A 13,428-nucleotide genomic window follows, 5' to 3' on the forward strand; every position below is an offset into this window, starting at 1 on the left:
GAGGGCGTCGAGCTCCAGGTCGCCAAGTCCAAGGCAGCGGTCATCCTCCTGCGCATGGACCCCTCCGACATCACCGTCGCCGAGGGACGCAAGAACTGGTCCGTCGACGGCATCGTCTGCTACTCCAAGATCTGCACCCACGTCGGGTGCCCGATCTCGCTCAACGAGCGCAAGACCCACCACCTGCTTTGCCCTTGCCATCAGTCGACCTTCGACCTTGCCGACTCCGGTAAAGTTGTCTTTGGCCCCGCTGCGCGCGCACTGCCGCAGCTGCCCTTGATGGTCGATGAGGAGGGTTTCCTCATGGCACAGAGTGACTTCACCGAGCCGGTGGGTCCGAGCTTTTGGGAGCGTGGCTGATGAGCGTGGACACCAGCAAGGTCGCGGACAGCAATGCCGGCGAGCCGGCCACCGCGAAGAAGCCGGGCAAGGCGGGCGTCGTCGCCAACTGGGCCGACGAGCGCCTGGGCCTGGCCGGCCTGGCCAAGAAGAACCTCCGCAAGGTCTTCCCGGACCACTGGTCCTTCATGCTCGGCGAGATCGCCCTGTGGAGCTTCGTCGTCCTGCTGCTGAGCGGTGTCTTCCTCACGCTCTGGTACACCCCGAGCATGGGCGAGGTCGAATACCAGGGCTCCTACAACCCGCTGCGCGGCGTGGAGATGTCCGAGGCCATGGCCTCGACGCTCAAGCTCTCCTTCGACGTCCGCGGCGGCCTGCTCATGCGGCAGATGCACCACTGGGCAGCCATGCTCTTCATCGCCTCGATGATGATCCACCTGCTCCGCGTCTACTTCACGGGCGCGTTCCGCAAGCCGCGTGAGCTCAACTGGGTCATCGGCTGCCTCCTGCTGCTCCTCGGCACGCTCGAGGGCTTCACCGGCTACTCGCTGCCCGACGACCTGCTCTCCGGCACTGGCATCCGCGCGGCCGACGGCTTCATGAAGTCGATCCCCGTCGTCGGCACCTACGCGTCGTTCTTCCTCTTCGGTGGCGAGTTCCCGGGTGACTCGATCATCCCGCGCCTCTACACCGTCCACGTGCTGCTGATCCCCGGCATCCTGCTGGCCCTGATCGCGGCGCACATGCTGCTGCTCGTCTACCACAAGCACACCCAGTGGCCCGGTCCCGGACGCACCGAGGAGAACGTCGTCGGGTTCCCGATGCTCCCCGTCTACGCGGCCAAGGCCGGCGGCTTCTTCTTCATCGTCTTCGGTGTCACCACGCTGATGGGTGGCCTGATGACGATCAACCCGGTGTGGAAGTTCGGTCCCTACGACCCGACCAAGGTCACCGCGGGATCGCAACCCGACTGGTACATGGGCTGGCCCGACGGTGCGCTGCGCATCATGCCCGGCTGGGAGTCCAGCTTCCTCGGAGTCACGATCCCGTGGAACGTCTTCCTCCCGATCATCGTGCTGCCCGGACTGATGTTCACCATCCTGCTCCTGCTGCCGTTCATCGAGTCCTGGATCAGCGGTGACAAGCGCGACCACCACCTGCTCGAGCGTCCGCGCAACGCCCCGACCCGCACGGCCGTCATGGTCGCGCTGATGACCTTCTACGGCCTGATGTGGGCCGCGGGTGGCAACGACATCATCGCGATCAAGCTCCACCTGAGCATCAACCAGATCACCTACTTCATGCGTGGAGCGGTGTTCATCGGTCCGATCGTCGCGTTCATCATCACGCGACGTTGGTGCATCTCGCTGCAGCGTCACGACGAGGAGAAGCTCCTCCACGGCTACGAGACGGGCATCATCATGCGCTCGGCCGAGGGTGGCTACTCCGAGCGTCACCTGCCGATCAGCGAGACCGCTGCCTACACGTTGACCGCCCGGGACCGCGACGAGGTCTACACCCCCGGTGGCGGCACCGACGCCAACGGTCTCGACGAGAAGGGCGGCCGTCTCGACGGCCTGCGCGGCCGGCTCTCGACACTGATGTACGCCGACAACGTCCAGCCGGTCACGGCCGAGGAGCTCGAGGCGGCGCACCACCACGCCGATCACGAGCACGAGCTCCAGGCCTCCCTGGAGGGGCACGCGGCCGACGGACACCAGTTCGACGGTCACCACTCGGTCGACGGGGAGAACCTCCGCGGAGACCACTGATCGCTGGCACTGAGCCAACCGCACGGCCCCGTCCGACCTCGTGTCGGGCGGGGCCGTTCGCATTCCCGGCCACTGCTCTCCCCTAGCCTCCCCCACCCCGGGATCGCCGAGTCGGCGCAATGTTGCAACGCCCGGTGCACCATTGCGCCGAGGCGACGCTGCACGTGCAACATCACGCCGACTCGACCCTCCAAGAACAACATTGCGCCGACTCGGCGGCACAGGATCGGTCGTCCTGTCGTATGACGGATGGGCGCAGCGGCGAGCACTCGCGTCGGCGGTGCCGCGCCCGCCCCTTCACGCGCCGAGTCGCGCGGTCAGCGGAGTGCGGAGCCCTGCTGGTAGTCCTTGAAGGACATGTTCCAGTCGCCGTAGCCGTTGTCGAAGGTCATCGGCCGGTCGGTGCCGGTGTATTCGACCGGGTCGCCGCGACGGCTCATGTCGTAGAGCCAGGCGGCGTCCTCGGTGCTCATGCCGGTGCAGCCGTGGGACACGTTGGCGTTGCCCTGGGAGCCCACCGACCACGGGGCGGCGTGGATGAACTCGCCGGAGTAGGTCAGGCGCATGGCCCACTGGACGTTGTCGATGTCGTAGGCCTCGGAGCTGCCCGCGGGGATGCCCACGGTCTCGGAGTTCATCCGCTTGCTGTCGAACTTCTCGATGATCACCTTGGTGCCCGAGCGGGTCGTGAAGCCGGGCTTGCCGGTCGTGATCGGGATGGTGCGGCGGAGCTCGCCGTTGGAGAACACCTTCATCTGGTGCGACGCGGCGTCGACCTTGTAGACGTTGGCGTCGCCGACCTCGAAGTCGACGACGCGGTCCTCCTGCCCGTAGATCCCGTTGCCGGCGTCGACACCGTTGATGTCGACGTCCACGGAGACCTTCGTGCCGGGCTTCCAGTAGGTGCCGGGGCGGTAGTGCGCCTCGTTGTCGTTGAGCCAGTGCCACGACCCGGGCTGCGCAGGCGAAGCGGTGACCTCCATGCGCTTCTCGAAGGCCTCGCGGTCGCTCACCGGCAGGTCGAAGGTGACGATGACGGGCATGGCGACCCCGACGGTCTCGCCGGCGAGCGGCGCGACGGAGGGGTAGGTCTGGTCGTCGAGGGTGAGGGCCTGCGTCGCGAACTCCGTCGTACGACGGATCGTCTTGCCGTCGGCGCCCTCCGCGACCGCGCGGACGGTGTAGGTGGCGCCGGGCTCGAGCAGCTCGTCGGCGGTCCAGCGGGAGCCGTTGCGGGCCAGGGTGCCGGGCACGTCACCGGCATCGGAGGTCACCCTGACCGAGGTCAGCGTGGCGTCCTTGGCGGACACCTTCACGACCTTGTTGACCGGCTGGACATCGCCGCCCCGGGGGATGTTGGTCGCGATCACACCGACCACGGCGGCCTCGCTCGGCGATGCGCCGGACTCGGAGGCCCCGGACGTGGGGTCGTCGGAGGAGGCTCCTGGCAGAGCCGATCCGGCATCGCAGGCGGCGAAGGCGAAGCTGCTGAGGACGAGCGCGGAGGCACCGACCGAGCGGCGGCTGAACATGGTGAGACTCCCCAAGGGTGACGACGGGTGAAGCAGAAACGACCGGGCCAGGCCGATGTTGTCAGCCTAACCCGGTCGTCCTCAGATCCAGGGATCAGTGAGCGTGCTCTCCGCGGTAGTACTCGAAGACGAGACCGCTGAGCGCGATCGCGCCGAGGACACTGCCGATGATGAACATCCACCATGCGGAGGCCGCGATGCCGAGCACCATCGCGCCGAGCGTGGCGGCGCACCACAGGGGCCACCACGAGTAGGGCGGGAAGAAGCCCAGCTCGCCGGCGCCGTCAGCGATCTCAGCGTCCTTGCGGTCCTCGGGACGGGGGTCCATCTTCTTGGCGTGGAAGCCGAGGTAGAGGGCGATCATCAGGGTCAGCAGCGCCGTCATGGTCAGCGCCGAGGTGCCCGTCCAGTCACCGCCCTGGTCGGAGCCGGCGGTGACGAACCAGTAAGCCGGGGTCACCAGCACCAGGAAGACGGTGCAGATCGCGAAGATCCAGGTCTCGGACTTCATCAGGACTCGCCCTTCTTCTGGTCGTCGATGTTGTCGCGCAGCAGCTGCTCGCGACCCTCCATGTCGGGGGCGTCGGCGAACTTCCCATCACGGGCAGCGGTGTTCTCGTCGAGCTCGATGGCCGCGATCTCCGGGTGGTGGAGGTCGAAGGCCGGGGACTCCGAGCGGATCCGCGGGATGGTGACGAAGTTGTGCCGCGGCGGCGGGCAGCTCGTGGCCCACTCGAGCGAGCGTCCCCAGCCCCACGGGTCGTCGACCTCGACGAGCGGAGCCCGCCGCGAGATGTAGACGTTGTAGAGGAAGGGCAGCGTCGAGGCGCCGAGCAGGAACGCACCGATCGTGGAGATCTGGTTAAGCGTCGTGAAGCCGTCACCGGGCAGGTAGTCGGCGTAGCGACGCGGCATGCCCTCGACCCCGAGCCAGTGCTGGACCAAGAAGGTCAGGTGGAAGCCGACGAAGAGCAGCCAGAAGTGGATCTTGCCCAGGCGCTCGTCGAGCATCCGGCCGGTCATCTTGGGCCACCAGAAGTAGAAGCCGGCGAACATCGCGAACACCACGGTGCCGAAGACGACGTAGTGGAAGTGCGCCACCACGAAGTAGGAGTCGGAGACGTGGAAGTCCAGCGGCGGCGAGGCCAGGATGATGCCGGTCAGACCACCGAAGAGGAAGGTCGTGAGGAAGCCGATCGACCACAGCATCGGGGTGTCGAAGGACAGGGATCCCCCCCACATCGTGCCGATCCAGTTGAAGAACTTCACTCCCGTGGGCACCGCGATCAGGAAGGTCATGCCGGAGAAGAACGGCAGGTTGACCGCGCCGGTGACGAACATGTGGTGGGCCCACACCGCGACCGAGAGGATCGCGATGCCGAGGGTGGCGCCGACCAGGCCGACGTAGCCGAAGATCGGCTTGCGGCTGAAGACCGGCAGGATCTCGGTCACGATGCCGAAGAACGGCAGCGCGATGATGTAGACCTCGGGGTGCCCGAAGAACCAGAAGAGGTGCTGCCACAGGATCGCGCCACCGTGGGCGGTGTCGAAGACGTGGGCACCGAGCAGGCGGTCGGCCTCGAGGGAGAGCAGCGCACCGGCGAGCACCGGGAAGGCGATCAGCACGAGGAGGCTGGTGACCAGGGTGTTCCACACGAAGAGCGGCATCCGGAACATCGTCATGCCGGGCGCGCGCATGCAGATGATCGTGGTGATGAAGTTGACCGCGCCGAGGATGGTGCCGAGACCGGCCATCCACAGGCCCATGATCCACAGGTCACCACCGACACCCGGCGAGCGGACGGCGTCGGAGAGCGGGGTGTAGGCGAACCAGCCGAAGTCGGCCGCACCCTGCGGCGTCAGGAAGCCGGAGGCGGCGATGAGGCCGCCGAACAGGAACAGCCAGTAGCTGAACATGTTGAGTCGCGGGAACGCCACGTCGGGCGAGCCGATCTGGATCGGCATGATCACGTTGGCGAAGCCGAAGAACAGCGGCGTCGCGAAGAGCAGCAGCATGATCGTGCCGTGCATCGTGAAGAGCTGGTTGTAGAGCTCGTCGTTGACGACCTGGCTGCCGGGGAAGGCCAGCTCGGAGCGGATCAGCATGGCCATGAGGCCGCCGACCATGAACCACGCGAACGACGTGATGAGGTAGAGCTTGCCGATCAGCTTGTGGTCGGTCGTGGTCATGATCCGGACCAGCTGCTGGCCCAGCGGCTTGCGGGGCGCGACCTGCACGTCGGTCGGGCGTGGTGCGGTGGTGGTCACTCTGCGGCCTCCTCGGCGTCAGTGGGCTCCAGGCCGATCTGGGTGTCGGCGTACGAGCCGCCGAGGATCGGCTCCTCGGCCGCGGAGCCCGCGTCCTCGAGCCCCTGCAGGTAGGCGTCGTAGTCGGCTCGGGAGACGACCTCGACGTTGAAGAGCATCCGGGAGTGGTAGACCCCGCAGAGCTCGTAGCACTTGCCGGCGTAGGAGCCGATGCGCTTGGGCGTGACCTGGTAGTGGTTGTCCTGACCCGGCATGACGTCCATCTTCATCAGGAAGCCGGGGACACCGAAGTCGTGGATCACGTCGGGCGTGTGGAGGTTGAAGCGCGTGGTCTCGTCGACCGGCAGCACGAGCGTCGGAATGGTGTTGCCGTCGCCGCCCTCGTAGACGTACTGGTCGTCGTAGGGGTGGTTGAAGGTCCACGTCCACTGCTGACCGACGACCTCGATGGTGTTGTCGGCCGGCGAGTCGTCGAGGACCTCGTTCTGGACGCGCACGGTGTGCGAGAAGAAGACGACGACCATGACGATCGGGAAGATCGTGTAGAAGATCTCGAGCGGCAGGTTGTAGCGCGTCTGCACCGGGACCTCGTCGTCGCTGCGACGACGGAACTTCACGACGGCGTAGAAGATCAGGCCCCACACGAAGACACCGGTGATGAGGGCCGCGATCCACGCGCCCTGCCACAGCTCGAGGATCGACTCGCCCTCGATGGTCGCGGGGTCTGGCATGGCCAGACGTTCCCACTCCCCGGAGGACTCGGAGGAGCACCCGGTGAGGGCGATGAGGCTGATGCCGAACAGGGCGAGGAGCGTCAACCGGCGGCGGAACTTGCCGGATCCATCCCTGCGCTCGGGGAGTTGCAGACTCACTTACGAGCCTTCCTCTCAGGCGGTCACGATTGCTCTACAGACTATCTGAACGCAGGCTGAGATCCCCGCCCGGGGCACCGCTAATGTCGCGGTGTGACAAATGCCGCGCAGGGGTCCCCCACCCCGCCGCCGTGCTACCTCGACTCGGCCTCCTCCGAGCCCCTCCACCCGGCCGCGCGCGACACCCTGCTGGCCGCGCTCGAGCAGGGGTACGGCGACCCGCGACGCCTGCACCGACCGGGCCGTAACGCCCGCCTGCTGCTCGACAACGCGCGGGCCGTGGTGGCCGAGGGACTCGGGGTGCGACCCGACGAGGTCACGTTCACGTCGTCCGGCACCGACGCCGTGCACCGCGGCCTGCTCGGGCTGCACCGGGCGCGCGCCCGGGTCGGTCGGCGCATCGTCCACACCGCGGTCGAGCACTCCGCCGTGCTCCACGCGGCGGCCTGGGCCGGCGACGAGCACGAGGCGGTCGCGGTGGACGCCCAGGGTCGCGTGCTCGTGGCGGAGCTGCTGAGCCGGGCCGAGGGCGCAGCCGTGGTCGCCGTGCAGGCCGCCAACCACGAGGTGGGCACGACCCAGCCGGTCACGGAGGTGGCCGACCGTCTCGACGGCGTACCCCTGTTCATGGACGCGTGCGCCGCCGCTGGACGCACCCCCCTCCCCCACGGCTGGTCGGCGGCCGCCGCCTCGGCGCACAAGTGGGGTGGCCCGGCCGGCGTGGGGGTCCTGCTGGTCCGCAAGGGCGTGCGCTGGTCCAGCCCCTTCCCCCGCGACGACCGGGTCGACGACCGGTCCAGCGGCTTCGAGAACGTGCCGGCCGCGCTGGCGGCCGCGGCCTCGCTCCAGGCCGTCGTCGAGGAGCGCGAGGCCGTCAACGCCCGCCACGCGGCGCTCGTCGACCGGGTGCGCGCCGCCGTGGCCCGCATCCCCGACACCGACGTCGTGGGCGACCCGGTCGACCGGCTCCCCCACCTGGTGACCTTCTCCTTCCTCTACGTCGACGGCGAAGCCCTCGTGCACGCCCTCGACCGACGTGGCTTCGGCATCGCGAGCGGTTCGGCGTGCACGGCCTCGACGCTGGAGCCCAGCCACGTGCTCTCCGCGATGGGCGCCCTCACCCACGGCAACGTGCGGCTCTCGCTCGGCCGTGACACGACCGAGGCCGACATCGACGCCTTCCTCGAGGTGCTGCCCGGCGCCGTGGCCGACATCCGTGCGGACGTCGGCCTGTGACCGACTCCCCCGAGGGCCCAGCGGAGGTCGCCCTGGAGCTCGACTGCCGCGCCCTGATGTGCCCGCTGCCGATCATCGAGCTGGCGCGTCACGTCGACGAGGTCGCGGTCGGGGACGTGATCGCCGTGGTGGCGACCGACGTCGCCGCGCGCCACGACGTGCCGGCCTGGTGCCGCATGCGCGGTCACGACTACGTCGGCGAGGACAGCGCCGCCGACGGCGCGCCGCGCTTCCTCGTGCGCCGGAGGGCCTAGCTCGCCGACGAGCCCCGGGTCAGAGGTGGGCGGCCACCTCGTCGGCGGCCTCGGAGCCGTAGGACTCCTCGACGCGGGCGACGAACTGCTCGTGGGTGAAGGAGTACTCCTGGGTGCCCACCGTCTCGACGACGTAGGCCGCCAGCACGCAGCCGACCTGGGCCGCCCTCTCGAGGCCGAGGTCCCACGCCATGCCGGCGAGGAAGCCGGACCGGAAGGCGTCGCCGACCCCGGTGGGCTCGATGGCGGTCACGTTCTTGGCGGCGGCCACCTCGATGGTCTCGAGCTTCTCGCCGGTGATCCGGACGCCCTGGGCCCCCAACGTGGTCACCTGGAACCCCACGCGGGACAGGATCTCGTCGGCCGACCAGCCGGTCTTCTGCTCGATCATGTGGGACTCGTACTCGTTGGAGAAGAGGATCGCGGCCCCGTCGATGAGGTCGCGGATCAGCTCCCCGCCGGAGAACGCGAGCTGCTGGGAGCAGTCGGAGATGAAGGGGTAGTCGCGCTGGCGGCACTCGTGGGTGTGGCGCCGCATCGCATCGGGGTCGTCGGCGCCGATCAGGACGTAGGCGGGGGCACCGACGCGCTCCGCGATCGGGGCCAGCTCGATCTGACGGGCCTCGCTCATCGCGCCGGGGTAGAACGACGCGAACTGCGCCATCGTCGAGTCGGTCGTGCACACGAAGCGGGCGGTGTGGAGCGTCTCGGAGATGTGGACCGAGTCGCAGTCGACGTGGTGGCGCTCGAGCCAGGAGCGGTAGTCGCCGAAGTCCTCGCCGGCCGACCCGACGAGCACCGGGCGCAGCCCGAGCCGGCCGAGACCGAAGCACATGTTGGGAGCCACTCCGCCGCGCCGGATCTCCAGGTCGTTGACGAGGAACGACACCGAGAGCTTGTCGAGCTGCTCGACGACCAGGGAGTCCTCGAACTTCCCCCCGAAGGTCATCAGGTGATCGGTGGCGATGGAACCGGCGATGAGGAGAGACCCAGACGTCATGGCACGGAACACTACCGACGGGTACTGCTGGGGCTACGCCCGAGTAGCCAATAGCGTCGGATCATGACGCCCTACGAGGACCTCGCCAGCCCCACCGACATGGCCGCCGACTGCCAGGCCGCCGGCCGCAACCTCGGCCTCGAGAGCCGCCTGGAGCAGGCCGCCCGCAGCGCCGTCGGCCCCGTCCCCAGCATCCACTTCGACGAGTTCCCCCGCGAGGTGCCCAAGCGGGAGATCCGGGTCAGCGATGCGGCCGCCCGCATCGCCAACGCGCTGCACCTGCACCTGGATTGATCACGGCCGCGTCAGCGGGCGTGATCGACGGTGGTTGAGCAGCGACCACGGGTGAGCGTGCGAACCCGCGACGGAGCGTGTCGAAACCCGGTGACGTGCCTGCCGACCTGGACCAACAGAAAGCCCCCGACGGGATCCGTCGGGGGCGTTGCTGTGTGCCGGTCAGACCGGCGCGGCCGTGATCAGTGGAAGCTGTCTCCACAGGCGCACGAGCCGGTCGCGTTGGGGTTGTCGATGGTGAAGCCCTGCTTCTCGATCGAGTCGACGAAGTCGATCATCGCGCCGTTGAGGTAGGGCACGCTCATCCGGTCGACGACGACGTTGACCTCGTCGAAGGACGTGACGACGTCACCATCGAGGGTGCGCTCGTCGAAGAAGAGCTGGTAGCGCAGGCCGCTGCAGCCGCCGGGCTGGACGGAGATGCGCAGCTGCAGGTCGTCGCGACCCTCCTGCTCGAGGAGGCTCTTCACCTTGCCGGCCGCGACCGAGCTCAGGTTGATCTGGTCGGTGCGGCGCTCTTCGGTGGTCTCGAGCTGCTCGGTCATGTGATGACTCCCAAGTCCGTGGTGCGGTTGTCTTGCCTTGCTCAATGGTCGCACACCCGGGGATATTCCCTACCTCGACCAGGTCCGGGCCACCCGGGCGGCCAGATCGGCCAGCGAGCCCGCGGGGTCGGCGAAGGCACGCTCCTCCCCCACGAGGTCGACCAGCGAGTAGGCCGACTCCACGCCGAGCGCGCGCATCTCGCGTGCGCCGACCAGGACCTGCCCGGCCAGCGCCACGCAGGGTCGCAGCGCCTGCTCGGCGACCTGGGCGACGCCGTAGGGCACCTTGCCGGAGCGGCTGGAGAAGTCGAAGGCGCCCTCTCCGGTGATGACGAGGTCCGCGCGGCGGGCGCGCTCGTGCAGGTCGACGGCGTCCACGACCAGGTCGATGCCGGGGGTGCGGGTCGCGCCGAGCAGCATCAGGGCGAAGCCGAGCCCGCCGGCCGCTCCGGCCCCCTTCTCCAGCGAGGTACGACGATCGGTGGCGGTCGCGAGCTCCTCCAGCAGGCCGTCGACCACGACCAGGCGCTCCTCGGCGAGACCCTTCTGCGCTCCGAACGTCTTGGTCGCCCCGAAGAGCCCGGTGAGCGGGATGTCGACATCGGTCGCGGCGACCAGCTCCACGCCGGCGCACCGTCGCCGGGCGGGCTCGAGGTCGACGCTCGTGATGCCGGGGAAGCCGATCGGTCCGCACCCCAGCGGCGTCTCGCTGACGGCGCCGAGCGCCTCGAGCAGCCCGGCACCCCCGTCGTTGGTGCCGCTGCCACCGAGACCGACGACGATCCGTCCGACCCCCGTGCCGAGCGCGGCGAGCAGCTGCTCCCCGACCCCGATCGTGGTGGCGAACTCGACGCCCTCTCCCTTGGTCAGGTGCAGGCCGCAGGCCTGCGCGGTCTCGACGTAGGCCGTGTCGCCCACCACGAGCACCGTCGCCGGCACCGGGGTGCCGAAGGGGCTCTCGACGGTGATCGCGCTGAGCTCGCCCCCGAGGCTGGCGTGCAGGACGTCGACGAAGCCGGGACCGCCGTCAGCCATGGGCGCCAGGTCGAGCTCGTCGTCGGGCGAGTGGCGGCGCCAGCCCGCGGCGATCGCGTCGGCCGCCTCGACGGCGGTCAACGTGCCCGCGAACTTGTCGGGCGCCACCAGGACTCGCATGCCGCCATCCTGTCCGACCCCACCGACAGGGCACACCCAGGGCCCGCCCCTAGGGTCGTCCCATGACCGAGGTGACGATCCGGCCGATGCTCCCCGACGACGTGCCGGCCGCCGAGCGCCTGAGCGCCGAGAGCTTCCTCGAGCTCGACCAGCGCACCACCCGCCGTGACCGGCCCGCACCGCAGCGGCGCTCCGCGGCGCGCAGCGAGGGGTGGATCCTGCGCACCCACCACTTCCTCGAGACCGACCCCGGCGGCTGCTGGGTCGCCGACGACGGGAGCGGCGTGATCGGCATGGCCACCTCGTTCGTGCGCGACACGACCTGGTGCCTCGCGACGTACGCCGTGCGGCCGGGGTTGCAGGGCCGCGGCCTCGGGCGGGCCCTCCTCGACGCGGCGCTGCAGCACGGGCGTGGCTGCCTGCGCGGGATGCTCTCCTCCTCCAGCGACCCGAAGGCCGTGCGTCGCTATCGCCTGGCGGGCTTCTCCCTGCACCCGCAGATGCACCTCACCGGGACCGTGGACCGCTCGGCCATCCCGGTCGTCGACAAGGTGCGGGAGGGGTCGGCGGGCGACACCGACCTGATGGACTCGATCGACCGGCAGGTGCGGGGCGCCGCCCACGGCGTCGACCACCCGCTCATGCAGCACCTGTGGCGATCGATCGTCTCCGACACCACGACCGGCTCCGGCTACGCCTACCTGGCCCCCGACGGCAGCGTCATGCTGCTCGCCGCGACCAACCGCACCGCGGCGACCCGACTGCTGTGGACCGCGATCGCCGACGGGGGTCCCGAGCAGAACGTGCACCACCTCACCGCCGCCAACGAGTGGGCGATCGACGTCGGCCTGGCGGCGCGCCTCGAGCTCCACCAGGAGGGCTACCTCGGGCTGAGGGGGATGGCGCCCCCGTCGCCGTACGTCCACAACGGTGCCCTCCTCTGAGGGGTCCGCCGAGCGAACTAGGATCGTGGCATGACGACCGTCGACCTGCCCCTCCTGCCGCTGGGCCGCGGCACCGACCTCGGCGCCGAGCGCGGCGTGGAGTGCCCCGGGGACCTGCCGGCCGCTTCTGACCCTGCCCTGGTCGAGCGCGCCCGTGCCGCCAAGGAGGCCCTGGGCGACAAGGTGTTCGTGCTGGGCCACCACTACCAGCGCGACGAGGTCATCCAGTTCGCCGACGTCACCGGCGACTCCTTCAAGCTCGCGCGCGACGCGGCCGGTCGGCCCGAGGCGGAGTACATCGTCTTCTGCGGCGTGCACTTCATGGCCGAGTCGGCCGACATCCTGACCGGGCCGCACCAGAAGGTCGTGCTCCCCGACCTGGCCGCCGGCTGCTCGATGGCAGACATGGCCGTCCTGACCCAGGTCGAGGACGCCTGGGACGCGCTGGCCGAGGCCGGCGTCCAGGACGCCGTCGTGCCGGTCACCTACATGAACTCCAGCGCCGACATCAAGGCGTTCTGCGGTCGCAACGGCGGCGTCGTGTGCACCTCCTCCAACGCGGAGGTGGCGCTCGAGTGGGCCTTCGACCAGAAGGCGCACCTCGAGGGCGGCGGCAAGATCCTCTTCTTCCCCGACCAGCACCTCGGTCGCAACACCGCCGTGCTCAAGATGGGCTACACCCTCGACGACTGCGTCGTCTGGGACCCCCAGAAGCCCCACGGCGGCCTCACCGTCGAGCAGCTGCGCGACGCCACCATGATCCTGTGGAAGGGCCACTGCTCGGTGCACGGCCGCTTCACGCCGCAGGTCGTCGACAAGCTGCGCGCGACGATCCCGGACATCCAGATCCTGGTGCACCCCGAGTGCACCCACGAGGTCGTGCTCAAGGCCGACCTGGTGGGCTCGACGGAGTTCATCATCAAGACCATCGAGGCGGCGCCGGCCGGCTCCACCTGGGCGATCGGCACCGAGCTCAACCTCGTCAAGCGGCTCGCCAACGCCCACCCCGACAAGAACATCGTCTTCCTCGAGAAGAACGTCTGCTACTGCTCGACGATGAACCGCATCGACCTGCCGCACCTGGTGTGGGCGCTGGAGTCGCTGGTCAACGGGATCGTCGTCAACCAGATCGACGTCGACGACGACACCGAGCGCGATGCCCTGGTGGCGCTGCAGCGGATGCTCGACCTGCCGGGCAAGTCGCACCGGGACTGACC

The 13,428-nt window shown here is 69.2% G+C and carries 14 protein-coding genes; 7 read left to right on the forward strand and 7 right to left on the reverse strand.

The features are described from left to right. Together AAG827_RS16550 and AAG827_RS16555 are read left to right on the forward strand one after the other, a co-directional pair. A partial coding sequence (locus tag AAG827_RS16550) for a Rieske (2Fe-2S) protein (protein ID WP_341927276.1) occupies window positions 1-360 on the forward strand: 360 nt, incomplete at its 5' end. After that, window positions 360-2,111: a ubiquinol-cytochrome c reductase cytochrome b subunit gene (locus tag AAG827_RS16555; protein ID WP_341927277.1), complete on the forward strand. Its 1,752-nt coding sequence runs from the start codon at window positions 360-362 to the stop codon at window positions 2,109-2,111. The genes AAG827_RS16550 and AAG827_RS16555, both read left to right, overlap by 1 nt. Window positions 2,112-2,428: 317 nt before the next feature. On the opposite strand, the gene AAG827_RS16560 is transcribed toward AAG827_RS16555, so the two are convergent. From AAG827_RS16560 to coxB, 4 genes are all read right to left on the reverse strand, one after another. Beyond that, window positions 2,429-3,643 carry an Ig-like domain-containing protein gene (locus AAG827_RS16560; protein WP_341927278.1) on the reverse strand — a complete coding sequence of 405 codons (1,215 nt, stop codon included), beginning with the start codon at window positions 3,641-3,643 and terminating at the stop codon, window positions 2,429-2,431. A gap of 94 nt (window positions 3,644-3,737) precedes the next feature. After that, on the reverse strand, window positions 3,738-4,154 hold the full coding sequence (locus AAG827_RS16565) for a cytochrome c oxidase subunit 4 (RefSeq protein ID WP_341927279.1): 417 nt from the start codon (window positions 4,152-4,154) through the stop codon (window positions 3,738-3,740). Beyond that, window positions 4,154-5,833 (reverse strand): cytochrome c oxidase subunit I, encoded by a 1,680-nt coding sequence (gene ctaD / locus AAG827_RS16570; protein ID WP_341927303.1) that lies wholly within the window; start codon window positions 5,831-5,833, stop codon window positions 4,154-4,156. Before ctaD ends, AAG827_RS16565 begins: the two co-directional genes overlap by 1 nt. Window positions 5,834-5,907: 74 nt before the next feature. Continuing rightward, the gene (coxB, locus tag AAG827_RS16575) at window positions 5,908-6,783 is read right to left on the reverse strand and encodes a cytochrome c oxidase subunit II (protein ID WP_341927280.1); all 876 of its coding nucleotides are present in this window, start codon (window positions 6,781-6,783) and stop codon (window positions 5,908-5,910) included. Window positions 6,784-6,876: 93 nt separating this feature from the next. Here coxB and AAG827_RS16580 point away from each other — a divergent pair, with 93 nt between their 5' ends. After that, entirely contained in the window at window positions 6,877-8,019 is a 1,143-nt protein-coding gene (locus tag AAG827_RS16580) for an aminotransferase class V-fold PLP-dependent enzyme (protein WP_341927281.1), read from the forward strand. Continuing rightward, window positions 8,016-8,273 carry a sulfurtransferase TusA family protein gene (locus tag AAG827_RS16585; protein WP_341927282.1) on the forward strand — a complete coding sequence of 86 codons (258 nt, stop codon included), beginning with the start codon at window positions 8,016-8,018 and terminating at the stop codon, window positions 8,271-8,273. The genes AAG827_RS16580 and AAG827_RS16585 overlap by 4 nt, the downstream gene beginning before the upstream one ends. 19 nt (window positions 8,274-8,292) lie before the next feature. Here AAG827_RS16585 and AAG827_RS16590 read toward each other — a convergent pair whose 3' ends face one another. Beyond that, the gene (locus tag AAG827_RS16590; protein WP_341927283.1) at window positions 8,293-9,273 is read right to left on the reverse strand and encodes a carbohydrate kinase family protein; all 981 of its coding nucleotides are present in this window, start codon (window positions 9,271-9,273) and stop codon (window positions 8,293-8,295) included. 63 nt (window positions 9,274-9,336) lie between these two features. On the opposite strand from AAG827_RS16590, the gene AAG827_RS16595 reads away from it, so the two are divergent. Continuing rightward, window positions 9,337-9,567, forward strand: coding sequence for a hypothetical protein (locus AAG827_RS16595; protein ID WP_341927284.1), 231 nt, complete (start codon window positions 9,337-9,339; stop codon window positions 9,565-9,567). 182 nt (window positions 9,568-9,749) lie between these two features. Here AAG827_RS16595 and erpA read toward each other — a convergent pair whose 3' ends face one another. After that, a complete protein-coding gene (erpA, locus tag AAG827_RS16600) occupies window positions 9,750-10,112 on the reverse strand; it encodes an iron-sulfur cluster insertion protein ErpA (protein WP_341927285.1) in 363 nt (120 codons plus the stop codon). Window positions 10,113-10,181: 69 nt separating this feature from the next. Next, complete coding sequence (locus tag AAG827_RS16605; RefSeq protein ID WP_341927286.1) at window positions 10,182-11,267, reverse strand: glycerate kinase; 1,086 nt, start codon at window positions 11,265-11,267, stop codon at window positions 10,182-10,184. A 62-nt stretch (window positions 11,268-11,329) separates the two neighbouring features. Here AAG827_RS16605 and AAG827_RS16610 point away from each other — a divergent pair, with 62 nt between their 5' ends. Together AAG827_RS16610 and nadA are read left to right on the forward strand one after the other, a co-directional pair. Further along, window positions 11,330-12,211 (forward strand): GNAT family N-acetyltransferase, encoded by an 882-nt coding sequence (locus AAG827_RS16610; RefSeq protein ID WP_341927287.1) that lies wholly within the window; start codon window positions 11,330-11,332, stop codon window positions 12,209-12,211. A 30-nt stretch (window positions 12,212-12,241) separates the two neighbouring features. Next, window positions 12,242-13,426: a quinolinate synthase NadA gene (gene nadA, locus AAG827_RS16615; RefSeq protein WP_341927288.1), complete on the forward strand. Its 1,185-nt coding sequence runs from the start codon at window positions 12,242-12,244 to the stop codon at window positions 13,424-13,426. Window positions 13,427-13,428 lie beyond the last annotated feature (2 nt).

The organism is Nocardioides psychrotolerans (assembly GCF_943371775.1).
GTDB lineage: Bacteria > Actinomycetota > Actinomycetes > Propionibacteriales > Nocardioidaceae > Nocardioides > Nocardioides psychrotolerans_A.